Annotated in this window: 26 protein-coding genes and 5 tRNA genes; 4 read left to right on the forward strand and 27 right to left on the reverse strand. The window is 51.8% G+C overall.

The features are described 5' to 3' along the window. Positions 1-46: 46 nt before the first annotated feature. From NSS64_RS22420 to NSS64_RS22440, 5 genes are all read right to left on the reverse strand, one after another. Complete coding sequence (locus NSS64_RS22420; protein WP_341141573.1) at positions 47-1,318, reverse strand: CpaF family protein; 1,272 nt, start codon at positions 1,316-1,318, stop codon at positions 47-49. After that, complete coding sequence (locus NSS64_RS22425; RefSeq protein WP_341141574.1) at positions 1,315-2,475, reverse strand: hypothetical protein; 1,161 nt, start codon at positions 2,473-2,475, stop codon at positions 1,315-1,317. The genes NSS64_RS22420 and NSS64_RS22425 overlap by 4 nt, the downstream gene beginning before the upstream one ends. Before the next feature lie 195 nt (positions 2,476-2,670). Beyond that, positions 2,671-3,069 carry a thiol-disulfide oxidoreductase DCC family protein gene (locus NSS64_RS22430; RefSeq protein ID WP_341142880.1) on the reverse strand — a complete coding sequence of 133 codons (399 nt, stop codon included), beginning with the start codon at positions 3,067-3,069 and terminating at the stop codon, positions 2,671-2,673. Between the two features lie 128 nt (positions 3,070-3,197). After that, positions 3,198-3,476 (reverse strand): hypothetical protein, encoded by a 279-nt coding sequence (locus NSS64_RS22435; protein WP_036727511.1) that lies wholly within the window; start codon positions 3,474-3,476, stop codon positions 3,198-3,200. A 278-nt stretch (positions 3,477-3,754) separates the two neighbouring features. Then, positions 3,755-4,174 (reverse strand): organic hydroperoxide resistance protein, encoded by a 420-nt coding sequence (locus tag NSS64_RS22440; protein WP_341142881.1) that lies wholly within the window; start codon positions 4,172-4,174, stop codon positions 3,755-3,757. A 186-nt stretch (positions 4,175-4,360) separates the two neighbouring features. Here NSS64_RS22440 and NSS64_RS22445 point away from each other — a divergent pair, with 186 nt between their 5' ends. After that, complete coding sequence (locus NSS64_RS22445; protein ID WP_036727508.1) at positions 4,361-4,840, forward strand: glutathione peroxidase; 480 nt, start codon at positions 4,361-4,363, stop codon at positions 4,838-4,840. A 118-nt stretch (positions 4,841-4,958) separates the two neighbouring features. Here the strand turns inward: NSS64_RS22445 and NSS64_RS22450 are convergent. Together NSS64_RS22450 and NSS64_RS22455 are read right to left on the reverse strand one after the other, a co-directional pair. Continuing rightward, positions 4,959-5,041, reverse strand: a tRNA-Leu gene (locus NSS64_RS22450). A gap of 83 nt (positions 5,042-5,124) precedes the next feature. Then, positions 5,125-5,508 (reverse strand): helix-turn-helix domain-containing protein, encoded by a 384-nt coding sequence (locus tag NSS64_RS22455; protein WP_341141575.1) that lies wholly within the window; start codon positions 5,506-5,508, stop codon positions 5,125-5,127. 147 nt (positions 5,509-5,655) lie between these two features. On the opposite strand from NSS64_RS22455, the gene NSS64_RS22460 reads away from it, so the two are divergent. Then, a complete protein-coding gene (locus NSS64_RS22460) occupies positions 5,656-5,853 on the forward strand; it encodes a hypothetical protein (protein ID WP_036697411.1) in 198 nt (65 codons plus the stop codon). Between the two features lie 218 nt (positions 5,854-6,071). On the opposite strand, the gene NSS64_RS22465 is transcribed toward NSS64_RS22460, so the two are convergent. From NSS64_RS22465 to NSS64_RS22530, 14 genes are all read right to left on the reverse strand, one after another. Then, on the reverse strand, positions 6,072-6,884 hold the full coding sequence (locus NSS64_RS22465) for a carbohydrate ABC transporter permease (RefSeq protein ID WP_076082389.1): 813 nt from the start codon (positions 6,882-6,884) through the stop codon (positions 6,072-6,074). Next, positions 6,881-7,813: a carbohydrate ABC transporter permease gene (locus NSS64_RS22470; RefSeq protein WP_341141576.1), complete on the reverse strand. Its 933-nt coding sequence runs from the start codon at positions 7,811-7,813 to the stop codon at positions 6,881-6,883. The genes NSS64_RS22465 and NSS64_RS22470 overlap by 4 nt, the downstream gene beginning before the upstream one ends. Next, entirely contained in the window at positions 7,813-9,159 is a 1,347-nt protein-coding gene (locus NSS64_RS22475) for an ABC transporter substrate-binding protein (protein WP_340943449.1), read from the reverse strand. The genes NSS64_RS22470 and NSS64_RS22475 overlap by 1 nt, the downstream gene beginning before the upstream one ends. A gap of 144 nt (positions 9,160-9,303) precedes the next feature. Continuing rightward, the gene (locus NSS64_RS22480; RefSeq protein ID WP_341141577.1) at positions 9,304-11,034 is read right to left on the reverse strand and encodes a cache domain-containing sensor histidine kinase; all 1,731 of its coding nucleotides are present in this window, start codon (positions 11,032-11,034) and stop codon (positions 9,304-9,306) included. A gap of 2 nt (positions 11,035-11,036) precedes the next feature. Further along, the gene (locus NSS64_RS22485) at positions 11,037-12,581 is read right to left on the reverse strand and encodes a response regulator (RefSeq protein ID WP_341141578.1); all 1,545 of its coding nucleotides are present in this window, start codon (positions 12,579-12,581) and stop codon (positions 11,037-11,039) included. A 132-nt stretch (positions 12,582-12,713) separates the two neighbouring features. Continuing rightward, positions 12,714-12,986 carry a hypothetical protein gene (locus tag NSS64_RS22490; RefSeq protein WP_341141579.1) on the reverse strand — a complete coding sequence of 91 codons (273 nt, stop codon included), beginning with the start codon at positions 12,984-12,986 and terminating at the stop codon, positions 12,714-12,716. 472 nt (positions 12,987-13,458) lie between these two features. Then, positions 13,459-13,541 (reverse strand) — tRNA-Leu (locus tag NSS64_RS22495). Between the two features lie 118 nt (positions 13,542-13,659). Then, positions 13,660-13,734, reverse strand: a tRNA-Glu gene (locus NSS64_RS22500). A 142-nt stretch (positions 13,735-13,876) separates the two neighbouring features. After that, a complete protein-coding gene (ald, locus tag NSS64_RS22505) occupies positions 13,877-15,010 on the reverse strand; it encodes an alanine dehydrogenase (RefSeq protein WP_341141580.1) in 1,134 nt (377 codons plus the stop codon). Positions 15,011-15,187: 177 nt separating this feature from the next. Continuing rightward, entirely contained in the window at positions 15,188-16,384 is a 1,197-nt protein-coding gene (locus NSS64_RS22510) for an ABC transporter substrate-binding protein (protein ID WP_339254195.1), read from the reverse strand. A gap of 74 nt (positions 16,385-16,458) precedes the next feature. Continuing rightward, the gene (locus NSS64_RS22515; protein WP_340943459.1) at positions 16,459-17,160 is read right to left on the reverse strand and encodes an ABC transporter ATP-binding protein; all 702 of its coding nucleotides are present in this window, start codon (positions 17,158-17,160) and stop codon (positions 16,459-16,461) included. A 4-nt stretch (positions 17,161-17,164) separates the two neighbouring features. After that, complete coding sequence (locus NSS64_RS22520; RefSeq protein ID WP_341141581.1) at positions 17,165-17,947, reverse strand: ABC transporter ATP-binding protein; 783 nt, start codon at positions 17,945-17,947, stop codon at positions 17,165-17,167. Next, entirely contained in the window at positions 17,916-18,884 is a 969-nt protein-coding gene (locus tag NSS64_RS22525; RefSeq protein ID WP_339254191.1) for a branched-chain amino acid ABC transporter permease, read from the reverse strand. The genes NSS64_RS22520 and NSS64_RS22525 overlap by 32 nt, the downstream gene beginning before the upstream one ends. 12 nt (positions 18,885-18,896) lie before the next feature. Then, entirely contained in the window at positions 18,897-19,802 is a 906-nt protein-coding gene (locus NSS64_RS22530) for a branched-chain amino acid ABC transporter permease (RefSeq protein ID WP_036723345.1), read from the reverse strand. Positions 19,803-20,349: 547 nt separating this feature from the next. Between NSS64_RS22530 and NSS64_RS22535 the strand changes: the two genes are divergently transcribed. Next, positions 20,350-21,174 carry a type II CAAX endopeptidase family protein gene (locus NSS64_RS22535; RefSeq protein ID WP_341141582.1) on the forward strand — a complete coding sequence of 275 codons (825 nt, stop codon included), beginning with the start codon at positions 20,350-20,352 and terminating at the stop codon, positions 21,172-21,174. Between the two features lie 357 nt (positions 21,175-21,531). Here NSS64_RS22535 and NSS64_RS22540 read toward each other — a convergent pair whose 3' ends face one another. The 6 genes from NSS64_RS22540 to NSS64_RS22565 all read right to left on the reverse strand — a co-directional run bounded on the left by NSS64_RS22540 (position 21,532) and on the right by NSS64_RS22565 (position 25,956). Then, positions 21,532-22,614, reverse strand: a complete 1,083-nt coding sequence (locus NSS64_RS22540; RefSeq protein ID WP_341141583.1) for a Gfo/Idh/MocA family protein — start codon at positions 22,612-22,614, stop codon at positions 21,532-21,534. Positions 22,615-22,627: 13 nt separating this feature from the next. Then, positions 22,628-23,551: an AraC family transcriptional regulator gene (locus NSS64_RS22545; protein ID WP_341141584.1), complete on the reverse strand. Its 924-nt coding sequence runs from the start codon at positions 23,549-23,551 to the stop codon at positions 22,628-22,630. A gap of 43 nt (positions 23,552-23,594) precedes the next feature. Continuing rightward, positions 23,595-24,599, reverse strand: a complete 1,005-nt coding sequence (locus tag NSS64_RS22550) for a Gfo/Idh/MocA family protein (protein ID WP_341141585.1) — start codon at positions 24,597-24,599, stop codon at positions 23,595-23,597. A gap of 320 nt (positions 24,600-24,919) precedes the next feature. Next, a tRNA-Ser gene (locus NSS64_RS22555) sits at positions 24,920-25,008 on the reverse strand. A 6-nt stretch (positions 25,009-25,014) separates the two neighbouring features. Continuing rightward, positions 25,015-25,090 (reverse strand) — tRNA-Asn (locus tag NSS64_RS22560). Positions 25,091-25,203: 113 nt separating this feature from the next. Further along, positions 25,204-25,956 carry an MBL fold metallo-hydrolase gene (locus NSS64_RS22565; RefSeq protein ID WP_341142882.1) on the reverse strand — a complete coding sequence of 251 codons (753 nt, stop codon included), beginning with the start codon at positions 25,954-25,956 and terminating at the stop codon, positions 25,204-25,206. A 138-nt stretch (positions 25,957-26,094) separates the two neighbouring features. On the opposite strand from NSS64_RS22565, the gene NSS64_RS22570 reads away from it, so the two are divergent. After that, positions 26,095-26,523, forward strand: a complete 429-nt coding sequence (locus NSS64_RS22570; protein WP_341141586.1) for an Lrp/AsnC family transcriptional regulator — start codon at positions 26,095-26,097, stop codon at positions 26,521-26,523. The last annotated feature ends 2 nt before the right edge of the window (positions 26,524-26,525 follow it).

The following is a 26,525-nucleotide window of genomic DNA, read 5'->3' on the forward strand; positions in this document are numbered from 1 at the left end:
TTGTTCTGCCTTACAGGGGGATGCCGGTCTCTCTTCTTCATGACGTTCAAGGTACATTCTCCTCCTCAGCAGAGCTTCTACTCTCATACTGCTTGAGCGGATAATAAAGGATTCCGGCCATCCGCAGCTTGTCTGTATGCAGAAGAGGGTTGCCGCACACCTCAAGCCTCCCCTGCACCCGGCCATCCTGTTCGCCTGATTCCCGAAATTCATATAGAGGATTCAGGATGACTTCACCGCTGCGGATACCAGCAACTTCACTGATCTCCATCACCCGGCGTGAACGGTCACGCAGCCGCGACAGATGCACGAATATATTGATCGCTGAGCTGATCTGCTGACGGACGACGGTTACCGGCAGATCAGCAGCGCTAAGCACCATGGTCTCCAGGCGGCTGAGCATGTCCAGCGCACTGTTCGAATGCCCCGTTGACAAGCTCCCGTCATGGCCGGTGTTCATCGCCTGTAGCATATCCAGACACTCCGCTCCCCGCACCTCGCCGACGACAATACGGTTCGGGCGCATCCGCAGCGAAGTGCGGATCAGATCACGGATCGTGATCTCACCCCGCCCCTCTGTGTTAGCATTCCGGGTCTCCAGGGAGACCAGATTCGGAACCGTAACGATCTGTAGCTCTGCCGAATCCTCCACCGTAATGACACGCTCCTGCGGCGGGATGAACTGCGACAGGGCATTCAGAAAGGTTGTTTTACCCGAGCCTGTACCCCCGCTGATGAAAATATTGTATTTGGCAGCAACCAGAATCCGCAGCAGCTCAGCCGCTTCCTCCGAGAGCGCTTCACGCCGCACCAGCTCCGCCATCGTCATCGGGGTCTCCGGGAATTTGCGGATGGTCATAGCCGGACCCTTCAGCGCGGCAGGCGGCAGTACGATATTGACACGCGAGCCGTCCTGGAGCCGTGCATCCACAATCGGCGACGATTCATTAACCACACGGTTGACGCCAGAGACAATAATCTGAATGATATCCTCCAGCCTGCTCCCCGATTCAAAAGCCAGCGGCAGCCTGCGGATCATCCCCTCTTCCTCAATAAAGATCTCCTCGTGGCTGTTGATCATAATCTCGGTGATCGCCGGATTATCCACCAGCGGCTGGAGAATATCCAGCCCCCGGAAGGAATCGAACAGCTTCTTCACCAGCTCGTGCTTCTCCTGGGCAGTCAGGAGGCGTAATTGTTCCCGCTCCAGAATGATCCGTTCGATATAAGCAGCCAGCTCATCATTCCCGATGACCGAGGTCACATCCAGCCCTGCCCGGATGTCGCTGCGCAGAGCGCGGAACATCTCTTCATTCATACAGGAATCCCGGTGAACACCCCAGGCAATGCAGGCTCTACTATAGCTCTGGAGAGCTGCTGAATTCCGTCGATGAATTGGGGAGAGCTTAGACAGAGTTCTCCATAATGCTGTAACCCCCAGGATGGAATATACGGAAGTACAGCATCCAGCCGGAGTACAGCGGATAGCGGCCCTTCATTCTCCGCTCCGGTGCAGCCGTTCATGACGAATCGGCTCCTGTTCACCAGCTCCGGCTGCATGCCGGAGTGCGGACTTGCAATATAATCCAGCCAGCGTTCGGTCTTGCGGATACCGGCCTGTTCATTCTTCAGCACCCACAGCAGGACACCGCATCTGTTCAGAACTGCCTGGGCCCGCTCTTCCTCAATAGCGCCGGTGTCTACAATAACCACATCATAGCTTCCGGCTCCGGCCAGCCCCTCCAGTAGATCCAGCGTGTCCTGCCGGGACATCTGGAGCATCTCCTTGAAGTTCTCCACAGGCCGGAAGGCATCACACCGCAGACTGTCATGTCTGAACGCATAATCAGTCCATTTCGGCTGCCCTCTCCCCCTCTTATTCTCTGGCCCTCCGGCCTTCAGCTCATACAAGAGCCGCTCCAGACCGGGAGCATGACTCCCCGGCATACGCAGGATGAAGCCGCTGCTGTCCACACTCTCCAGGTTCAGATAGAATACGGACAGGCCCACCGCTCCAAGCTGCTTCGCCATGTTCAACGCTACCGTGGTTTTGCCGCTGCCGCCGCTGGCCGAGACGATCCCGAGCAGCAGCGTTGCTTCCTTAGGCAGAGCTGCTGTCCGGACCCGCTTCAGATCACTCAGCTGGAGAATCGCTTCCAGCAGCGACGGCAGTGCCTGATACTTGGCAATATGCCTTCCCCCAGCCAGGTCCCGGCCATTCGGCAATTCTCCGCCTTCACTTAAGACAGCCCAGGGAACCGTACTTCTCCCTTCCACCAGCCAGGCTTCAATGAAGGACGGGTCACCGGCAACCGCATCCGGCAGCTCGTCACCTGTCATAAATTCCATAAAAGCGTCCAGTCTGCTGAAAGCCGTAATCCGCAGCATCTCTCCATATTCGCTATGGTGAAGGTAATGAAGCAGCGGTTCAATATACTGGCTCTCCCGGACTGCAAGCACGATTCTTGCCGTCATGAACTCCTCCTCCTCTCTTAAATACATGGGAAAAAGAACAGCAAAAAAGCACCGCCAATAACCGTGAATACGGTCATTGAACGGTGCTTCCGTTACTGTTCCTGTAATTTACTGCTATAGTAGCATATATATAAGAAGTCAGCAATATCTTTTTCACCACTATTTGAGAGAATCCCTCAGAATCCCCCTTACCGGCTACAGAAATCTGCGCTTCATATCCGGTGTCGGCAGCAGACACTGCTCATCCCGGCCGAACCAGCGGTAGCGGTTCCTGGCTACAATCCTGTACATAGCATTACGCAGCGGCCCCGGAATCAGGATGAACACATAGGCGGCGGGCCACGGGAACCGGAGTCTGCGGGCAATCCGCAGCACTGCAGCCGATTTCGTATAATACTTGCCGTCCTCGATCAGCACCACAGTGTCTAATTGCTGCTCAGGCAGACCGCCTGCCTTAAGCAGTTCCCGGGCCGCTTCACTCTGCAAGGAGGCGAATTTGAAGTGCGCCTTGGGATCACGCGGAATAATGAACCGGACGACTCCCTGGCACAGATGACACACCCCATCGATCAGCACAATAGATTGGCCCTGCATTTCCCCATGCTCCTCAGCCACATCACCGCCCCCTTCCTCTTAAGCATAGTGTAACATTCCTGTCCCCTTTTGAAAAAAAAACAAAAAACGCGGGATAGCTCCCGCGCCTACAACGTCCGTTCGTCTAATTATTCAGCAATAGCCTTGTTGATCCATTCGTCCCCGGTCATTTGCTCTTCGAAATCAGCAGTGAAGGATTCCATGCATTTGCAGATGAAATCTTTGCGGCATACCGGACAAGGAGTCTTGAGCAGGCGGCTGATGTTCGTCATTTTCCATTCCGGAAAACGGTTGTAGAACGCGCGGCACTCCGTTCCGTCAGCAAGCTTGATAATGAACTCGTACAATCCTTCCTTATCATTGCTGCTGGCTTTGGTCACATTCGTAATACTCGGTTTGTAAGACATCTCATCACCCATTATTTAAATTTTTGGTAGTTAATAACACGCGCGACATTAACAGATACTTAGACATATTAAAGAATTTCCGGGGTGATGTCAACCAAAGTACAGGCTCCTGCACGCTATTTACCACACTTCCGGCCTTCTCAGACTCTATTTAGCCATTATTCCCAGCTTTGTCCATTCCTACCCGTGGTTCTGCGCTCAACATAATGAAAGACCAGACATCCAATGTCTGGTCTTTCAGATAAGCATGCTATTCAATCGAACATTGCTATCTATCTCTACAGAACGTTCAGTTCAACCTCAATATTCCCCCGGGTCGCCTTGGAGTACGGGCAGAAATCATGGGCTTTCTTAGCCAGATCCTCTGCCACAGAGCGCTCAATACCCTGCAGCTTCACATCCAGCTTCACGGCCAGCTTGAAGCCTCCGTCGCTCTCGTCCTTGCCGATCAGCACATTCGAGGTAATCTCGACATCCTGCAGCTTTACGCCTTCTTTACGGGCAATATTAGCAAGGGCACTCTCATAGCACGCACCATAACCTGCCGCGAACAGCTGCTCCGGATTTGTCCCTGCACCGCCAGGACCTCCAAGCTCCTTCGGAATTTTGAGATCATGCTTCAGCGCTCCGTCGGACGATTCCACCGAACCTTCACGGCCTCCGCGAACCTTGGCTGTAGCAGTATATAGGGGTTTCAGTTTCACTGTACTCATCTTTAATCTTCTCCTTTTTCAACACAAATTTTGTAAGAACACTTATCCTTAACTTAAACAACCTCACATTTTTGAAACGATCAGGCACATTATTACCTTTTAAAACTTGCTTCCGGCGGTGAATAGTGTACAATTAAATTGTGATAAATCAATGTTCGGGAGGAATCATTCATGAATGTCCATGATTTTGAAGCCAACACTCTGAGGGGCCAGGAAGAATCACTCTCCAAGTACAAAGGCAAGGTTCTGCTCGTCGTGAATACAGCCAGCAAGTGCGGACTCACCCCGCAATATAAGGGTCTCCAGGAAGTGTACGATAAATTCAAAGACCGCGGTTTTGAGATTCTGGGCTTCCCCAGCAACCAGTTTGCCGGACAGGAGCCGGGTGAGAGCGAGGATATTGCCGAGTTCTGCGAGATCAATTACGGTGTATCCTTCCCGATGTACGAGAAAATCAACGTCAAAGGCGCCGACGCCCATCCCCTGTTCAAGTATCTGTCCAAAGAGGCACCAGGAGTACTCGGCTCGAAGAGCATCAAATGGAACTTCACCAAGTTTCTGGTGGACCAGGAAGGCCGTGTGCTGAAGCGGTTCGCCCCGCAGACAACACCGGATCAGATCGAAGAGGATATCGAGAAGCTGCTGCGCTAGAGCGGATTCAACAAAAACACCCTTCATGCCCGGATTAGTTCCGTGCGAAGGGTGTTTTTGAGTTCAAAAAAAGCCGAAACCCTTGAATGATCAAGGATCTCGGCTTTTATGAAAAATATGCGGTAGAGAGGACTCGAACCTCCACGGGTATACACCCACTACCCCCTCAAGATAGCGTGTCTGCCATTCCACCACTACCGCGCGGTGTGTCTAACGTTGAAGCATTGTTTGAGGCCAACATTCAATATTATAAATCGGTTGCGCTCAAAAGTAAAGGTACCAGCTTAAGAATTTTCGCCTTTCGTATCCTGATCCTTGTCCTTATCCTTATCCTTACGATACTTGGTAAAGGCCAGATATTCCTTAATAAAGTTCTTTTCCTCCGGCAGCAGCTCCTCCGTTTGGCAATTCAATTGCCGCATTTGGCCAAAAAAATAATCCTCGCCGCTTTCCTGAATCGTCTGGGGCTGTTTGCCCAGGATCAGCCAATCTAAGCTTACATGAAAAAATGCAGCAATCTCAATCAGCTTATGTGTGCCAGGCGTAGATTTGCCACGCTTCCAGTCTCCCATATTGCCGGTGCTGATTCCGAGCTGTGCACAGAAGGATTTCTTCGTAATTCCTTGCCGTTTAATCAATAATTCAATACGTTCATAAATGGATTGCATCAGTCAACTGCCTCCCCCAAAAAATATAATACGTAAAAACGTTATTTTTTATTGAAAAATGACGTAAAAAAGTATATAATTAACTATTATTATATCTTTACCTATTTTATATCATACCGGCTGGATAGTCGATACGAGGTGAGCAATCTGAACAGCAAACGCCCTATTACTGCCTACGGCTGGGCCATTAAGCAGCGTCTGGCAGAACTGCACTTGGATCAGAAGAAATTCTGTGAATTACATGACATCCCACCCTATCGGCTGTCCAACCTGATTCACGGTACACGCAAGGCAGACAGATACCGCCGTCAAGTCGCTGAATTATTGAATCTGCCGCCATCTTAGTTCCAGTTGGTGCAGCAGTTCTCCATGTGTGGGCCGACCGGCAATTATTCTTCTTGTAGCTACTGTTATTCTACCTTATCCTGGCAAAATCCTTCTTTTCCCGCGCACTCTATTCATACACAAAAAAACCTCTCCGGTGAAATGGCTGAGTGTACTCCATTTCACCACAAGAGAGGTTTCTTTCCTGTTATTTCCGATTGATTACCGATTCATTGTGTTCAACCTTTAACCGCTCCGCCGGTAAGTCCTCTGACCAGGGTCTTCGAGCCGAACAGGAAGAGAATAATCAGCGGAAGCGTACCGAGGGTCAGACCCAAGATACTGGCTGAATAATCCGTGCGGAAGACGGTGGACAGATTGGCAATGCCCAGCGGCAGCGTGTACAGCTCCGGCTTGTTGATCGTGACCAGCGGCAGCAGATAACCGTTCCAGGACCCGAGGAAGGAGATCAGCCCCAGGGTGCTGATGGCCGGCATGAGGAACGGAACAACAATTCTTGTGAGAATAGCCGGTTCCGAGCAGCCGTCGATCCGCGCGCTCTCAATAACCTCTGTCGGGACGGAGGAGCGGATGAACTGGGTCATGAAGAATACGCCGAAGGCATTATTCAGTCCGGCCAGAATCAGCGGCGCATGGGTGTTGTTCAGGTGGAACCACTTCATCTCCATGACATAAGCAATCAGGCCCAGGTGTCCGGGAATCATCATCGTCAGCAGAATGAAGCCGTACAGCGCATTTTTACCCTTGAATTCATATTTGGCAAAAGCAAACCCGGTAATCGAGGCCACCCCAACCGTCACCAGGGTGAACAACACAGCAACATAGAAGCTGTTCCAATAATTCCGCAGGAAGCTGGCGGACATGATCGTCTGCAGATTCTCCAGCAGATAGCCGCTGGGCAGAATCGGAAGCTGCTTGAACAGGTCCTCGGAATAGTAGGTTCCCATCACAATCATCATATAGAACGGGAACAGGAACGCGATCGCGATCAGGCTAAGCAGCAATACGGTAAAAAATTTCTTCGCTCTCATTTGTCGTCACCGTCCCTGTTGATCCATTTCATGCCAACTACTGAGAACAAGGCGATGAACAGGAAGGTGCCGTAAGCGATCGCTGCCCCTTTACCATACTTGAACGCACTGCCGTTGAAGGAAGCATCGAACATGTACCAGATCGGTGTGAAGGTGGACCCGTCTGGCCCCCCTACCATACTGGAGCCGGAAGCCCAGCCGCTGAACAGCAGCATCGGTTCTTCCACCAGCTGCAGGCCGCTGATAATAGAGGTAATAATCAGGAACAGGTTGATCGGCTTCAGCAGCGGAATCGTAATGCGCGTGAACACATCTTTGGAAGAGGCTCCGTCAATGACTGCGGCCTCATAGATGGAAGTATCAATACTGGCCATCCCCGCCGTGTAGAACATGACGAAATACCCGAGGTTTTTCCAGAAGACCATCAGAATGACTACCCAGCGGGAGGAGCTGGCCGAGCCCAGCCAATTGATCTTCTCCTGAATAAGGCCCAGCTCCATCAGCATATTATTGAAGAATCCGCCCTGCCAGTCGAACAACAGGGAGAAGATAATCCCGACAGCGACCGGGGTCGTCATATAGGCACTGAACACGCTGAGCCGGAACAAGGTTTTGCGGCGGATCAGCTTGCTCTCGATGAGGCTGGCTACCAGCATGCCCATAAGGACAAGGGCCGGAAGGTATACCGCCATGAAGATCATGACATTGAGCAGGGATTTCCAGAAGAAGGCATCATGGAAAAATAACTGCGTGTAGTTGCTGAATCCGATGAAGTTCCGGTTGCCGTACAAATCCCAGTCCGTAAGACTGATATATAGAGTGAAGAGGATTGGGAACAAGCTCAGTACGGAGTAGGATAAGAAATAAGGCGTGATGAACAGATACGGCCATTTATTTTTACTGCTGATTCCTTTAGATTTCTGCATCATTATTCAAATGTCAGCTCAGGGTGGTTCTTCTTCAGCTGCTCTTCCCACTTATCCAGGGCCTGCTTGGCATCGAAGCTGTTATCCTGCGCCATAACCTGCAGCACCAGCTCAGAGGAGCTATAGATATCCTGGTCGTATTTGGTCACCGCTTTGGACTTCATGTTCGGGAATACCTTCTCTACCCAGAACTTGCCGAGATCCTGCCCGCCGAAATATTCATCTGCCCCGGAAGACAGCTTGGAGGTATCCTTGAAGAAGGATTTCAGCGGCAAAATGTAATCGGAGACGGCGAAGTTGGCTTCAGCGCCTTCGTCCGTGCCTAACAGCCAGTTAAGATACGCCCAGGCTGCATCTTTATTCTTGCTGTCCTTCCAAATACCGATAGTAGTACCGCCGTATGGATATCCGCCTTCCGGAGGCACCATCAGACCCCAGCGGCCATTACTGGCCTTGTCGTTAGGCTTGATTACAAATTCTGGCGACCAGTTCGCCGACGGATAAAAGATTACGTTGTCCTGCGAATACGAAGCATTCCAGGTGGGTGACCACATTGCCAGCTTGCCCTCTGCGTTATTGTCGCGGATGGACTGCAGCTGAGTGAAGATCCTAAGCAGCTCTTGAGTATTCACCTTGGTTCCGTCTACAACTGCGGTTGTACCCTGGTTGGAGAGGATAGTATACGCATCCATCAGGCTTCCCAGCATGAATGTCTTACCGCCGCTCTTCTCATAGACTTCTTTGCCCTTGGCAATGAAGGTATCCCAATCAGGGAACATTGCAGTCAATGCATCAGGATCATCTGTCCCGAAGTATTCTTTAGCCAGATCACGCTTGTAAGCCAGTGCTCCAGGCGAGCCGGATTGCTCCAGACCGACAAGCTCTCCCTTGCTGTTCGTCAGCAGCGGAAGCTCGAAGTCGAGCAGATTGGAGGTATCGAAATTGTAGGGCTCTTCGGACAAGCTTTGCAGTACGTTAAGCTCATAGAGAGCGCCGCGGAAGGCCGCTTCTCCCCAGATAATATCCGGCAGTCCCGAGCCGGCAGCGATGGAGGTCTGGATTTTTTTCAGATAATCCCCCGCCGAGACTTCGACGAATTCCAGCTTGATATTCGGGAACTTCTCGTTGAACTTCGCTCCGGTGCCTTCGAACCAGGCCTTGTCCCAGCCCCATACGGTCAATTTACCGGAAGCATTCGCAGGATCACTTGAGGTGTTTGCAGGGCTTGCGCCGCTGGAGTCACCGGAAGCGTTGTTGTTGCCATTGCCGCAGCCGGCCAGCACTAAGGTGAAGCATAACGTTAGAACAAGCGCTATAACCGATGCTTTTTTACTGAATAGATTGTGCAAATTAAGATCCCCCTTGCATCTGTTGTGACAGCGGGCGGTTCCTGTAATGTCTTCCGTCCGTCTGTATAGTAGAACTATAAGCTTGAAGGGATCACCCAACAATTAGACGATCTGATGATTTTGTATAAATAATGATAGTGCTTTTCACTCGGACGGTTGCTGCCGGATTGGCAGGAGAACAGACACCTTGGTGCCACCCTGCTCACTTGACCGGATGACGAGGCGGCCTTCCTGTCCGTACAAATACTCGATTCGTTCCCGGATATTCCATAATCCAATCTGCTTCATAGCCCCTGAAGGAAGGCGTGCGGGCGGCAGGGTTCCATTCATAATAGACCGGGCCTTCTCCTGGCTCATGCCGCAGCCGTCATCTCTGACCGAGACCAGCAGCCTTCCGCTGCGCTTGCGGATAATGATCTCTATATGGCCTACAGTCTCTTTCTCTGAGAATCCATGAAAAATAGCATTTTCCACCAGCGGCTGGATCAGGCTTTTCGGAATATAGTCACCCTTCGCTTCCTCTTCTACGCTCCAGACTACCTCGAACCGGTCTGCATACCGGTACTTCTGAATCGTTACGAAGTGATTGATAATGTTCATCTCCTGCTCCACCGTGATATACAGACTGGTATCACCGATATTGACGGCATCATGCAGAATGCCAATGAAGGATTCAACCATTTCTTCAATAGCCGGGTAATTCTTTTTGCGGGCCAGATACACAACCGTATTTAGAGTATTGTAGATAAAATGGGGGTTGATCTGGGCGAACAGCAGCTCGGCCGTCATTTTACGTTTCCAGCGCTCCTGCTCTACCCTTTCGCTCATCTGCCGCTCAATATCCCCAAGCATCGTCTCAAACCCATTCTTCAGCACAGACAGCTCATCATTGCTGCGGAACGAGAGCTGAACATTATAGTTGCCCATAGACACCTGCTTCATCGCTTTGGTCATCTGCAGGATCGGCCGGATAATACTCGAGATGATGGGAAGGAACAACAGGAAGCAGAGCACCAGACACAAGGCGAGGAAGATGGCCCAGTAGCGGACAATATAACCCACCCATTCATAGAACCGTTCGTTGGAGGTAAACGTGGAGACAGACCAGTCCGATTTCTCAAAAGCGCTGGCCAGATAATACCCCTTATCATGCTTAACAACTTGAATGCCCGGGCTGTCTGCGCTCAGCGTGTGGGCAGGCAGCTCTGTAGCGGTGCCTCGCTGATAGAGCAATGATTGACCCGGGCCGATCCAGGCTACCTGGTCGAAGGACTGGCCCAAGTACTGGAACAGACTCTCAAAAGCTGCATAATCAATATTCAGAAGCAGTACTCCGCCATACTGGGGATCAAAACGGATAAAGAAGCTGACGATTTTTTTGCTGTCAGGGTCCTGGATGATGTGGGGGGCTGTGAACCCGCTTTTGCTATTGTTCTTCAAAGCATCCTGATACCAATCCTCTTGCAGCAGCCGTTCAAAATACGGGTCAATATACAGGGAGGACCAGAAAATCTTACCGTCCGAGCGGACGATGGCCGAGCTCTCAAGGTAGTCCCGCAGTACATTGAATTTGGTTAGCTGAGTGACCACATCGCGGTATGCACTAAGCTCGTCATACGTAGAGGAATACTTCAACCTTGCAGCAAACTGCTGAAGCAGCTCATCGTTGACCATATTGGCGGCATATTTCTGCACATCGTCAATCAGGTGGTTCATCTGATTCGTGGTCTGCTCCAGATGGATGGTATCTTCACGCAGGGCCTGCGCTTCGAGAATCGAAGAGAACTGCTCATACGCCAGAGCACTGATGGCCGTTACCGACAGCGTAACGATCAGAATCACGCTGCCGAGAATTTTATTCTTAATTTTTCGCATAGCTATTCCCTGCCCCTCTGTTGCAGGAAATCCTTGGGCTGTATACCTGTGGTTTTTTTGAAGACCTGGCTGAAGTATTGGCTGGTTTTGTACCCTACCTTCTCCGATACCTCGTAGATCTTGTACTCACCGGTCTGCAGGAGCTGCTTCGCCAGCCCGATCCGATATTCCGTCGTGTAGTCGAGCAGCGACTGGCCGGTCTCCCGCTTGAAGGTTGTCCGCAGATGGATGCTGCTGATCTGCAGATGGCCTGCGACCGTCTCCAGGGACAGATCGGGATCAGCGTAATTCCCGGCAACATACTCCATCGCTTTGTTGACCCAGCGGGAATACCGCTTCGGACTCTGCGGCTGCTGCAAGCATTCTTCAAGAATCCGGTACAAGCTGTTAACTACTTGCCGCGCGTCTGTACCCAGCACTTGATCAGGGCTGGGGCTTCCGTCCTTACGGCATGCGTCATGAATCTCACTCATGACGGCGCGCAAATCTCCCAAGTAGGCCTGGGTTGCGATGTGGTCCAGACCGGTCTTCAGCCGTTCCAGCAGACCGCGTTCCGGGGATAACAGGTATGCTCTGACCTCTTGGGCAATACCGGTAGCTTCTCCGGCAGAAGCAGCCTGCTCCAGCAGAAATACACCGCCCGGCGGCAGAAATACGGAAAAATCATATGCCTGTCTCATCGCCGCATACCGGCGGTACGGCAATTCTGCACCATTGCCTGCGGAGAGGATCACTCTGGGAAGGTCCCCCCGATAGTAAGACTCCAGGCAGAGCAGAACTTGGGCCGCGAGCTGCCGCAAGTTATAATGCTGGAGCAGCAGACTGCTGGAAGAGGATAACTTCAGCAGCACGATGTATCCGCCTTCATCCATCTCCAGAAGTTGAAGCTCCTCCAAGTCCGTTGTCTGACGGCGGATCTCTTCTTCGATATTCTTCCATACCAGGGCAGTGGTACTGCGTGCATTACTCCGGCTGCCGTCCAGCTTCAATGCGGCCTCCAGCTCGAAATACAGCAGTCCGGGCTGACCCTGCTGATAATCTGCCACGAGACGGTGCAGCCGGGATTCCTGATTTCCTGCAGGAGCCTGATACTTGCCTGCTAACATATCCTTAAGCAGGATATGGAGCGCATGTCCGTGCCCTTCTTCCTCAGCGGCCTCCGCTGCCAGACCTTCCTTCAGCAGCTTTAACTGTTCCAGCAGACGGTTACGGCTGATCTCATGCTTAAGCAGATAATGGGCCGCTCGCAGCTCCAGCGCTTGCCGGGCATAGTCAAAGTCACGGTAAGCGGTGAGAAAGATCAGCCGGGTCCTGGGAGCAAGCTGAACCACATGACGTCCCAGCTCCAGCCCGTCCATAGGGGACATGGAGATGTCGGTAATCACAATCTGCGGCTGCAGCTCCTCGAATTTCCGCAGTGCCATGCGCCCGCTGGTCGCCTGGGCGACCACCCGGAAGCCGTTCTCCTCCCACGGAACCGAGTGGTACACATGCTCCAGTGCAAGCGGCTCATCATCTACGAGCATGACTGAAATTAATGAATTCACTGTAGAAATCCCCCCGTCCCTGTCGAATCCTGATATATATGCAGGTATAACGGAACATGGAGGCGCTGTCAATGGAAAGGCTTCCCTGACGGACAGCCGCTTCGGCAGGAAAATAAAAAACTCACAGGCGGGTTATCTCATAACTCCATCCTGTGAGCCGCTATAATCTTGCTTTTGATTAAAATATGTGTCAGAGCACCAACTGATCAGACCGTCCCGCTCTTTCTCACGAATCTTGACTAACTGGTTCAGCACAAAAATCCGCTGCACCATATCTTCCGCCAAACGCAGCTGATTCGTGTAGTAATCGATCTCCCTTTGATAGGCCGAGTACTCTCCGTTGTTATGAGCAGAATAAGCTTTTAACAATTGAAGGTGAAGATCATAGATCTCAGAGTAATTCATTACCGTAGACTACCTCCCAATAAGGCGTTTACTAGTATTGTCTCCAAGATTGATAGGATTATACGATAGAACTCCACTCTTCATTTAAAATCGCATACTGTTACGCATTGTGCCATACAGGCTGCCTGCCTTCTCTCACCGGCCGCTTGTATGGAGAATTGTTGCACTTTTTGCAGGATTCCTCTATATCTATGACTGGCTGAAGCACAATGTTGCATTATTTGCACAATTTCCGGTGCAGAGAGCAAGTTAGCACTGGATTTGTTGCATTTCGTGCATGATTTCAGCATAGACCGTCTCTATGGATCAGTATTGTTGCAATTCTTGCAGGATTTCTCTATAAATGTTACTGGCTGTGGGGCAGGGGAACCATCCTTCGGCGCAGCAGCACCATTGTATTCGGGTTTTCGCATAGACGAAAACTAAAACAGAGACCCTCGAATCATCAAAGGTCTCTGCTCATTCCATGTTATGCGGTAGAGAGGACTCGAACCTCCACGGGTATACACCCACTACCCCCTCAAGATAGCGTGTCTGCCATTCCACCACTACCGCATATTGGTGACTCGTATGGGATACTCTCCACTCCGTTACGAGATTGCGAAGTATTCCTTACGAAGCCTATGCTTCAACGAACCCAGGGAATTCTCATCCCATAATCCATAGAAGAATTTGGTGACTCGTATGGGATTCGAACCCATGTTACCTCCGTGAAAGGGAGGTGTCTTAACCCCTTGACCAACGAGCCAAATTTTAAGTTTTTCTTTGTGACAACAAAAATGAGTATATCAAACCTTAAGCAATTTGACAAGCCTTTTTTCGAAGGTCAACTTTCCTGAAAAATACGGGGAGAACTACAGTGTACAACATCTGCTTCTCCCCTCTATAGATCACTTCTCCCCGCCCGCAGCCAGCACCTGGATTCCATCCGCATATTCATACCCCAGACTCTTCGCCACCGCAGCATTGGTCACCTGTCCAGCTACCACATTCAGGCCGCGCGCAAGCGCCGCGTTCTTCACCGCAGCCTCGCGGATGCCCAGATTGGCAATCTGTAGCGCGTAGGGAATCGTGACATTGGTCAGCGCCAGTGTCGAGGTCCGGGCGACTGCTCCAGGCATATTAGCTACAGCGTAATGGACCACGCCGTGCTTCACATAGGTCGGGTTCTCATGGGTGGTGATCCGGTCAATGGTCTCGATCGACCCGCCCTGGTCAATCGCAACATCTACGATAACAGAGCCTTCCTCCATCTGCTTCACCATGTCCTCTGTAACCAGCTTCGGGGCACGGGCACCGGGAATCAGCACCGCTCCGATCAGCAGATCCGCCCGGCGCACAGCCTGCTCCAAATGATAGGAATCCGACATCACGGTCACCAGCCGTCCGCCAAAAATATCATCCAGCGCGCGCAGACGGCCCGCATTCAGATCCAGCACGGTGACGCGCGCCCCCATGCCCAGCGCGATCTTGGCCGCATTGGTGCCAACGATGCCGCCGCCGACAATGACGACCTCTCCCGGCTGTACGCCAGGCACACCGCCCAGCAGAACGCCTTTGCCGCCATGCGGCTTCTCCAGCAGTCCGGCACCGATCTGGACCGCCATGCGTCCGGCGACCTCACTCATCGGAATCAGCAGCGGCAGCGAGCCGTCTTCAAGCTGAATCGTCTCATAGCCCACAGCGGTCACACCGCTATCTACCAGTGCTTTGGTCAGCTCTGCTTCAGGTGCCAAGTGCAGATAGGTGAAGAGGATCAGCCCTTTGCGGAAATAACCGTACTCCTCCGGCAGCGGCTCCTTCACTTTGATAATCATCTCCGCCTTGCTCCAGACCTCAGCAGCCGTATCGAGTATCACTGCACCTTTATCTGAGTACTCCTTGTCACCCATGCCGCTGCCCGCTCCAGCAGAAGCTTGAATATACACTTCATGACCTGCCTTCCGGAGCGCTTCCACCCCGGCCGGGGTGATGGCGACGCGGTTCTCGTTATTCTTGATTTCTGCGGGTACGCCAATAATCATGCCGATTCCCCCTCAAAGTTGTTCTATTATAGTCAATATTGTATCCCTGTAAGATGCGAAAAGAAAGGCTCCCATTCGGGGCCTTCCTCTTCACGGTTAAGGTGAGGCAAGAGGCTCCCTGGCCTCCTGCGGACCGGCTCCCCGTTCCCTTCACCTCAGTATATGCAATTTCGCCGCTTAAGGATTAACCTTGGTCTCAAAGGTTTGCTTCCCGTCCACGAATTTCAGGACAACTGCTGCTTTGACCGGGTCATGCTTGTCGTTCAGGGTGATTTTGCCTGTAGCGAGCTGCAGATCCTTAGTCGCTGCCAGTGCTTCTGTAATCTTGGCCGGATCAGCTTCACCCGCACGGGTAATCGCATCAGCTACCAGCTTCAAGGCATCATAGCCCAGGGCCGCCATACCATCGGGAACCGCTCCGCCGTTAGCCGCCTTGTAGGCGTCTACGAAGCTGGTTACTTCAGGAGCTGTATCTTCAGGTGAGTAGTGATTGGACATGAACGTGTTCTCCAGCGCTTTGGCACCGGCGATTTCCGCCAGCTGCGGGGAATCCCAGCCATCGCCGCCGAGGAACGGAACGGTGATGCCCATCTCACGGGCCTGCTTCACAATTTTACCTACTTCTTCATAATAACCAGGCAGGTAGATGACATCCGGGTTCGCTGCTTTGATCCGGGTCAGAACTGCTTTGAAGTCCGAATCCTTCTGCTGGTAAGACTCTTGGCTCAGCACCTCGCCGCCTTTGGCCTTGAAGGTCTCTTCGAAGAACTTCTGCAGACCCTTAGAATAGTCGGACGAAGTATCGGTATAGATGACAGCCGTCTTAGCCTTCAGGGAATCAAGTGCAAAGTTAGCCATTACCTCCCCCTGGAACGGATCGATGAACGCCGCGCGGAACACGAATTCATTCACATTGCCGCTGCGCTCATCCACAGTAACCTTCGGATTGGTAGCTCCTACCGAGACAAGCGGAATCTTTTTCTCCGTAGCTACCGGAACAATCCCCAGCGTGTTGGTCGAAGTGGAGGCGCCGATGATGGTCACGACCTTGTCATTGGTGATCAGCTTCTGTGCCGCCTGGGTAGCTTCTTCAGACTTCGATGCATTGTCTGCAACGACCAGCTCCAGCTGCTTGCCGAGTACACCGCCTGCGGCGTTGATCTGGTCAACCGCCAGCTTTGCGCCCTTGGATGCGGAGTCGCCGAAAGAAGCCTGACCGCCTGTGAGCTCAAGGTCAGCCCCGATTTTGATGGTGCCTCCGGCCGTGTTGCCGCCGCTTGCAGAGTTACCGCTGTTCTCTGTGTTGTTGCCGCAGCCGGATGCTAATACCGCAGTCAATACTGTCGACAAGATAATGGCCCCAAGTTTCTTCATAGTTTCTCCCAGCCTCCTGATTATTTAGTTTATATATGTTGTTTCTGTGATGCTGCTGTAGTATGGATAGCCTGCTAGTGCCCGAGATAAGCCATTTTGATCTCATCGGAATCGGCCATTTCCTTGGCATCCCCTTCAAGCACTACCCGGCCTGTCTCCAGTACATAGGCACGGTCGGCGATTTTGAGCGCCTGGTGCGCATTCTGCTCGACCAGCAGGACAGTGGTTCCGGCATCGTTGACTTCCTTGATAATCTTGAAAATATCCTGGACCAGCAGCGGCGCCAGCCCCATCGACGGCTCATCCAGCAGCAGCAGCTTCGGGTGGCCCATCAGGGCGCGCCCCATCGCCAGCATCTGCTGCTCCCCGCCTGACAGCGTTCCGGCTTGCTGCTTTTTGCGCTCCAGGAGACGCGGGAAGGTACGGTAGACATGCTCGAAGTCCGCAGCCAGGCTGCTTCCATCCTGCAGATAAGCGCCTAATTCGAGATTCTCCTCGACGGACATATTGGCGAATACACGCCGTCCTTCGGGACAATGGATCAGCCCTGCTTTGACAATCGCCTGCACGCTTTGATTCGTTATCGATTTATTGAGGAATTCAATACTTCCTGTCTTTGGCTTCAGCAGCCCCGAGAGCGTCTTGAGCAGCGTAGACTTGCCGGCACCATTGGCACCGATCAAGGTCACAATCTCCCCCTGCTTCACGGTGATGCTCAGATCCTTCAAGGCATGAATTGCTCCGTAATATACGTTGATTCCCTGTACTGTAAGCATGGCGCTACGCCTCCTGTCCCAGATACGCTTCGATGACCTTCGGATTGTTGCGGATCTCCGCCGGCGTTCCGTCAGCGATAAGGATTCCGCGGTCCAGAACGTAGATGCGGCTGCAGACCCCCATAACAAGTGACATATCATGCTCGATCAGCAGAATGGTCAGGTCGAATTCCTCCCGGATCCAGGCAATCAGATTCATCAGATCACGCGTCTCATTCGGGTTCATCCCGGCTGCCGGCTCATCAAGCAGCAGCAGCTTGGGTCCGGCCGCAAGCGCCCGGGCAATCTCCAGACGCCGCTGATTCCCATAGCTCAGGTTGCTCGCCACCTCGTCACTCTGGTCAGCCAAATTGAAGATGGAGAGAATATCCATCGCCTTCCGGGTAATCTCCTCTTCGCCCCGGAAATGCTTCGGCAGACGTAGCATCGAAGAGAACAACGAGTGCTTCGCATGCTGATGGAAGGCAATCTTAACGTTCTCCAGCACGGTCATAGCCGTAAACAGGCGGATGTTCTGGAACGTACGCGCAGCGCCTTTATGATTGATCTTGTAGGGCTTCATCCCGCCGATAGACTCATTGTTCAAAAGAATGCTGCCCGACGATGGCGGGTACACTCCGGTCAACAGGTTGAACAGTGTCGTTTTACCGGCACCGTTGGGTCCGATCAGGCCGATCAGCTCGCCTTTATCAATATGAAGGGAGACCTCGCTGACCGCCTTCAGTCCGCCGAAGGCCCGGCTGGCCGCTTTCACATCAAGGAGTACCGCTGCTCTCGATTGCGTCATTTGCCTTCGCCTCCTTTTTGCTGAACTTGAAGAATGAGAACTTGCTTACGCCAAGCAGGCCGCTTGGACGGAAGATCATCATCAGAATGAGCACGATGGAGTAGATAATCATGCGCCATTCCGGGAATTCACGTAAGTAGGTGTACAGCAGGGTAACGAACACCGCACCTACGATAGAGCCTGCCGTACTGCCCAGCCCCCCAAGAACCACCATGACGATGATTTCAAAAGACTTCAGGAAGTTGAAGCTGCCCGGCGTAATGACATAGAACGTATGGGCCGACAGGCCGCCCGCCATACCGGCAAACAGCGCACCGATGGTGAAGGCGATGATTTTGTAGCGTGTTGTATTAATCCCCATCGCCTCAGCGGCAATCTCATTCTCGCGGATCGCAATACAGGCCCGGCCGTGAGTAGATCTAATGAAGTTATTAATCAGGACGACTGAGAGCAGAGTGAAGAAGAAGAGCATGGTCCAGGTGGTCTTGGCCGGAATCCCGCTAAGCCCTGAAGCTCCGCCGACATATTCCGTATTCAGCATAATGATGCGGATAATCTCACCGAACCCCAGCGTCGCAATAGCCAGATAGTCCCCGTTAAGCCGGAGCGTAGGCATCCCGATTAATACACCGAATACCGCTGCCAGCAGTCCGCCCGCAAGAATCGCCGGAATGAACGGCACATTGTAGTCAAGGGTAAGAATCGCCGAGGTATACGCGCCCACCGACATGAATCCGGCATGACCAATCGAGAACTGCCCGGTAATCCCGGTAATCAGGTTCAGCGACACGGCCAGCATGATATTAACCCCGATGAGCAGCAGCATAGACTGATTCACATCACTAAGGATTTCTGTTGTTAGAAGAACTTTTACGATTCCATAGAACGCAAGGGCAATAAGAATGCCCAGCCAGAATTTTTTATTTATTTTTTTCACGGCAGCTTCCCCCTACACTTTCTCCCGGACATTCTTGCCGAACAGCCCGGATGGTTTGAAGATAAGGATTAGAATCAGTACCGCAAAGGCTACGCCGTCACGCCAGGACGAGAACCCGAGGGAAGAAATCTCTGTCTCCACGGTTCCCAGCAGCAATCCGCCAACAAGCGCACCCGGTATACTGCCAATCCCTCCAAGCACTGCCGCGACAAAAGCCTTCAGCCCGGGCATTACGCCCATGAGAGGATCAACCGAATTGTACGTCATGCCGAAAATCACGCCCGCTGCAGCGGCAAGCGCCGAACCGATGGCGAAGGTGGCGGAAATGGTGCGGTCTACGTTGATGCCCATCAGCCGCGCCGCTTCAACATCGAAGGATACGGCCCGCATGGCTTTGCCCGTTCGGGTGTACCTGACGATATATTGCAGCACCAGCATAAGAATTATCGTTGTTAGCAGAATCATGATCTGATTGGACTCGACCTGAATGGAGGAACCAAACAGGTGATACTGCTTCTTATCCATAATATCCGGGAAGCCCTTGGCCTGCGGCCCAAGGATCAGCACCCCCGTATATTCGAGCAGGAAGGATACGCCAATCGCTGTAATCAGCGCCGCGATCCGTGTGGATTTACGAAGTGGCTTATACGCCAGACGTTCAATGCTGATACCTAGCAGTGCACTGATCGTCATCGAGATCATCAGCGACAAGAGCAGTACAACGATAGGCGGCAATCCGGCATTCGCCAGGTATTTGGCACTGTACAGACCGATGAACGACCCTACCATGAATACATCGCCATGCGCAAAATTAATCAGCTTGATGATACCGTACACCATTGTGTAACCAAGGGCGATCAGAGCGTAAATGCTGCCTACGGATATTCCGTTTATTAGTTGCTGAATGAAGTACTCCATCGCCATCCCCTTCTCCCCATGTTCATCTTGTATACCCCTTTCTCTGTGCTGCTTCTCTTTTCTTGGATTATGATGTCATTTATATTAACACATGGTCAGAGAATCGTCACTAATAATTGTGGGAATTAATACAAAATTCAATAGTTGGTGTTATATTACATAACATGATATATGTAGGATTCAGTAGGTTATTGTAGGTTTACGAAAAATGCACAGAAAACAGGAGAAAAACAGAGGATTTTCAAGCAGGAACGTTTTAGAAGTTGTTTCCTTTTCTTATACAATACTTTTTTTCTGCGGAATTAATATAACATTTGTCTCTTTACAGCATCATTCCTTCAATTAATTAAAGGGGTAACGGATTGAACCGGCAGTGTATGGAGGTGGAGGTCAGGCTGAAGGGTAGAATAGTCTCCCTACATCTACAGTCTCATTGATGACTGGGCCAAGGTCCCAAGGGGCTGCTAGGCTCCAGATTGTTCCTCGCATTTCCGTTCGTTGCTATACTCTACCAAGCATTACACACATTCAAAGGAGTGAAATTGAAATGAGCACCATTGAAAAAAAGGAGACCGTCCAATCTGCCAGGAGAAGCTTGTTAGTATTCTTCCTGTTACTCATTCCTCTTACGGCTATTAGTTACATACTGGCTCTTACTGTAACGCCTGTGTATGGCTTGCTGCTGATGTGGGCGCCCGGGATCTCCTCTATACTCACCCGTATCCTGCTGCGTGAGGGCTTCGCGGATATCTCCCTGAGATTCGGGGGACGGCGCACGCTCAGGACGATTCCATTCATCTTGTTGTTGCCGGTGGCGGTTGGCCTGGTGGCCTACGGGACCGCCTGGATCACAGGACTGGCAGAGTATACCGGACACAATGGCAATGTTGCAGGTTCGCTGGCCGGGGCAATCCTTATTCAAATGTCCATCGGGACCGCGATGGGAATCATCAGCAGTGCAGGCGAGGAATTAGGGTGGAGAGGCTACATGCTGACCCGGCTCATAGAGGCCCGCGTACCCAGACCTATAATCACGGGCGGTCTGATCTGGGGCGTGTGGCATATCCCGGCGATTCTAATCGGCAGCTACTATTCAGGCCCTTCTCTGGCCTTATCGGTCGTATTGTTCATGGTAACCATCAGCTCATTCAACATCATTATTAGTCTATTGCGCTTAAGCACGGGGAGCCTATGGCCGGCAGTTCTGCTCCACGCTTCATGGAATGCTATCATTCAGGACGCTTTCGACCGGTTCACCAGCGGGAAGAATGCCTATCTCTGGACAGGTGAGTCGGGGATACTGGTGGCTGTTACACTTGTGATTGCAGCGTGGTTCTTCTACAGAAGATCTACGCTAGATGTCAGATTGTAAATGGAAATTCGGCAAATACGAGACAGCTGGCTTTTTTGAGCAGGATCAACGTTAGCACTTGGGTGGACGCTCCGCAAACGGAACGTTGTTACAATCGCTGTTGTGTCCAGATTTTTTTCATTCCCCTTAGCGGTGAAAATCCGGACACAAAGGCGACCGCTGCCGCTTTTCCACAATCGTTCCGTCCGCTCCGCTGTTTAAGCGGGATGCGAAAACAGATTTTTTAACACAAAAAAGAAACCCTCCAAACATCAAGGGACCAAAAACAGAAAGCAGCAATTCTCCTATAAGAGAATCGCTGCTTTTTTAACATTTGAAGCTTTTACGAAATTTGAGATCTGACCTAACAATGATCGCCTAGTCTAAATATACCGCCTTACCCGTCTGGGCCGATTCATAGATGGCCTCCAGAATCCGGGAGACTACATAGGCCTGTTCAGGAGTCACGACCGGATCTTTATCCTGTTCGATCGCTTCGATCCACTTTCTTAATTCGATATCCGTAGATTTCTCCTCTTTGCCGTCATAGAAGGCTACTCCCCCGGCACCTAGCTCAATTTTATTCGTGTATAGCTTGCTGTGCTTCTCCCCGTTAATCCGGAGACCATCTTTCATGTCCGCACCCGCCTCGGTTCCGCTCAAGCTGCACTTGGCTTCATCCACGTCAAGCGAATTCAGCGCCCAGCTTGCTTCCAGCGTAATCGTTGCGCCGTTCTCCATTACAATCATCCCGAACGCAGAGTCTTCCACGGTGAATTTCTTCGGGTCCCAGGGCCCCCAGGCGTTGGCAGCGTCTTCTTTCTGGGAGAGCTCGTGGTATTTGGTCCCCAGCACAACCTTCGGTTTGTAGTTGTCCATCATCCAGAGCGTCAGATCCAGCGCATGGGTTCCAATATCAATCAGCGGGCCGCCCCCCTGCTTCTCCTCATCCAGGAAGACCCCCCAGGTAGGGACTGCTCTGCGCCGGATAGCATGTGCTTTCGCATAATAGATATGACCGAGCTCGCCTGATTCACAGACTTTTTTCAGATACAAGCTGTCTTGCCGGAACCGGTTGTCATACCCTATAGTCAGCTTCTTCCCTGTACGTTTCGCTGCTTCAGCCATACGATTGGCGTCGGCTGCTGTTTTGGCCATGGGCTTCTCACACATCACATGCTTGCCCGCTTCCAAGCCCGCAATGGATATTTCCGCATGCGCATCATTGGGAGTAAGCACATGAACAATATCAATGGAAGCATCCTTCAATAATTCCTGGTAATCCGTATAGACAGCCGCATCCGCACTGCCGTATTGTTCAGCAGCCGCTTCAGCCCGTTCCTTGATAATATCGCAAAAGGCCACCACTTCAACCTTATCCTGTCTGCTTAAGGCAGGCAGATGCTTCCCGTTCGCAATTCCTCCACAGCCGATCACGCCAACACGATACACTTTGCTCATAGCCATCTCATCCTCACTGTTCAAGTATTTTTCGGGCCTTGCGGTAAGCAGCCGGGGTCATGCCCAGCCGCTTGCGGAATACCGAATGCAGATAGGTTGCATTGGTGAACCCCTCAGACTCCGCGATGTGTTCGATCGACAGGTTGCTGGCTTCAAGCTTGCTGCACACCGCCTGCAACCGGATGTCTTCAAGAATCCGGCTGAAGGTGTGATCCGGATCAACCTGCTTAAATATCCGCTGTAGCTGCCTCGGACTGATATTCAGCTTCTCGGCAACATTCTCCAGCGTCACGGCTGCTGAATAATTCGCTTCCATGTATTGAACGGCATATTGATAGCGGTAGGTCACCATATCCCGTACGGGTGCCGCAGCTCCCATCCCGCCTGCATCATATGCTCTGGTTACCTTCAGCAGGATACTGATCACGAGATGCTTGATAGAGGTGTAATATCCCGCAAGCTTGCCGTCACAGGCCTCATAGGCTTCCAGAAAACACTTCATCGCCCTGTGATAATCCTGCGCAGGGATCAGCGGCAGCCTCCTCAGCTTCTCCACGCATTCTTCCGCTTCCGCAACCTCCCATGGGTCTGCATCGTCTCTCTGCTTCTCCGTAATGTTGACATGCAGACATAACTCCTCCATCGACTCTTCCGCATCCGCTTCCTGACGGTGCATCACTCCCGGTCCGGTCAAATAGAGCATTCCCTCCGATAAAGGATACTGCTGATCCCCAAGAATGACCGTTCCCTTGCCCCGCGGGATGAAATGAAATTCAAATTCAGCATGGTTATGGAAATCAATGACCTTCCCCGGCGGAAAAGAGGTCAAATGAAACCGGAGAACAGAAATTTCATAATGTCCCCACAGGATGGAAATATCCAGTCTTTCCAGCAGATCCATCTTCTCAAACATAATCTCGAAGGGAAAAGGGCTCATGTTAACCTCCTGCTTAAGCTGCGCTCTGTACCCGGATAAGTGATTAAGATTTCAGTTCGGCTAACCGGAACACCCGTCCTGCCTTCGCCGAGAGATTCGCCGCCTCCATTAACCGGGTAAGCTCGGTTGCCGCTTGAATATTGTCAGAAGCAAGTGTGTTGTTCTGGATGTGGGCGACCCATTGCTGGAAAGCGCTGTCCCGGTTAGCAAGCACAGGCGTATCGTTCCAGGAAGCTCCTTGATCTGCCGCCTTAGTACTTCTGACGAGCAGCTTCGCTTCAGGCGTTCCATAGAGTATAGTTCCTTCCGTTCCATGCACTTCTATGGTAAACGGGGAGTAGCTGTTCACGAAGCCGGCTTCCACCACACCGATCGCTCCCGAATCGGTATAGAGCATCGCTACTGCGTTGTCTTCCACTTCCTTGCCCGTCACATATCCGAAGCTCGCACTTACTCCGGTCACCTCTTGACCCAGAAACAACCTGGTCAGGTACATGGGATGACATCCCAGATCAATCAAAGCCCCGCCCTGGCATTGCTCCAGGCTATAGAAATGCTCGGGAAGCCAGTTGGCCGTTGCACCGTTATGCGATAAGCGGACTCTGACATACGTAATCTCCCCTAGTAGTCCCTGGCTTAGAATGTCTTGAACCGATAACGTATAACCGTCATTCAGCCGCGGCAGGGATACGGTTAGCTTCACTCCATGAGTCTCGACCTCTGAGAGGATTTCGTTAACCTCACTCAGCGTTGCAGCTACAACCTTTTCGGTGAAGATATGCTTACCTGCTCTGGCCGCCGCAATCATGACCTCCCGGTGCATCTGGGTTGGCGCATCGACAATAACGGCATCTATATCCTTCCGGGCAAGCATGTCATCCAAAGAATCATAGAACGGGACATTCAAGCTCTCTGCCGCCTTCCTGCCCCGCTCCGCATCCTCGTCCCATACCGCAGCAATTTCCGTATCGCCATGCTCCTGAGCCTGCTTCGTATAATCCCAGGCATGTACATGCCAAAAGCTAATCTTGCCAATCCTAATGCTCACTCACCTGCACCTCCATATACATTATTCTGACATCACCTATAAAGTATCATATAATAAGCAGGATTTTTAGTAGATAAATGCGACATCGATTATATGGAATTACGACATCAGACAGGGAGATCGTATCATCCAGAGATTCAGCTACTCCCGCTGGGTGAACGCAAAAAAGGAGCTCAATATGAGCTCCTTATGTGTTAATTGAAGAACGGAGAGAGAGGGATACTCTCGCTGCGCGAAAGATTGCGAAGCAACCCTAACGAAGCTTATGCTCCAACGAACCACCGAGGGTTCTCATCCCTAGCAGGGAAGTTTAATCAAAACGGAGAGAGAGGGATTCGAACCCTCGCACCGCTTACGCAGTCTAACCCCTTAGCAGAGGGTCCCCTTATAGCCACTTGGGTATCTCTCCAAGTAATGGCTCCCCGAACAGGACTCGAACCTGTGACAACTCGATTAACAGTCGAGTGCTCTACCAACTGAGCTATCAGGGAACATTAACATGAACAAGGATTAATTTATCATGATTCTACAGGTTAGTCAAGCGGGGAAAGAGAGATTATGAGATCGTTTACAATTACTCCACATCCCGCCTGACTCTCCTGCATCAGATCCACTCACCGTCCAGCGGTACCGCAACACGGCCGGACAAGCCTTCCTGTTCAAGGCGTTGCTTCAATAGCTCCCTCGTCACATGGCAGTGGTTAATCGTATCCATATGCACAGCAATGACCGAAGCAGCCGGAGTAGCATGACACACCTCCACAATATCCTGTTCATTCATAGTAATGGGGCCACCGCTGAGGAAGCTGGCGCCTCCGGCGTTGACAATAATCACCTCCGGCACTTCCCCGGCTATCACCTGCTGAACCTCTTCGCACCAGATGGTATCTCCCGCCAGGTACAGCACAGGTTCGCCCTCCGCCCGGAAGACGAAGCCGGAGACCTTGCCCATTAATTCTCCTATCTCCCCTGTCCCGTGATGCCCGCCTGTACGTGTCAGGGTCACACCGCCGACGGACACAGAGCCGGTATCCATAATTTCTGTAACACGCCCAAAGCCCTGGGCAGCAATTCGCTCCCCATCACCTTCCTGGCAATACACCGGCAGTGCCTTGGACAGTGCTTCTGCCGCTGCTGCATCCCAGTGATCCTGATGAAGATGTGTGATCAGCACAGCATCCGGCTCCAGCCACTGCTGAACCGGACCGGGCAGGGATACCAGGGGATTCCGGCGTTCATCGCCCGAATTCATAATCGGCGGATTCACACCCTGCGCACTCAGCATGGGATCGATCAGAAACGTCGTACCGCCGTATTCCAGCCATAGGGTGGCGTGGCGGATCAGCTTTATTTTCATCATATGCACCTCTTCCCGGATCTCTTCCTTAAGATCAAATTCTGATACAATAAGTATAGATCAGCGCAAGAACAGAAGACATTGTGCCGCGAAAGAGATTCTTACGTTCTGCTTTCAGCCGGAAAGGAAATCACGAATATGTCCCCTTATCTCTTCGACAACACCGATTACCGCATCCTTCAGCTCCTGATCGAAGATTCCACATTAAGCCATAAGGATATCGGGGCGATGGTCCATCTGACCGGCCAGGCGGTAGGCGCACGTGTCCGCAGAATGCGGGAGCTTGGCATCATTGAAGGCTACACCATCCGTTATAACCCGCTGCGGATGGGTCAGAGCATTCATGCCTTTATAACGGTTTTTCTCAGCAGCAACAAGGATCATCCGCCTTTTCAGGCTTTTGCGAAGACCCATGAGAGTGTCACTGAGCTGTACCGCATCAGCGGGGAAGGCTGTTATTGGATGAGGGTCCGCACTGTGGATCAGGACGCGCTGAACGCTTTTTTGGACGAATTACTGAAGTATGGGAATTACCGGGTCAACCTGGACATGGGCCAGATTAAATAGAG

This window comes from Paenibacillus sp. FSL H8-0122 (assembly GCF_038005345.1).
Taxonomy (GTDB): domain Bacteria; phylum Bacillota; class Bacilli; order Paenibacillales; family Paenibacillaceae; genus Paenibacillus_AQ.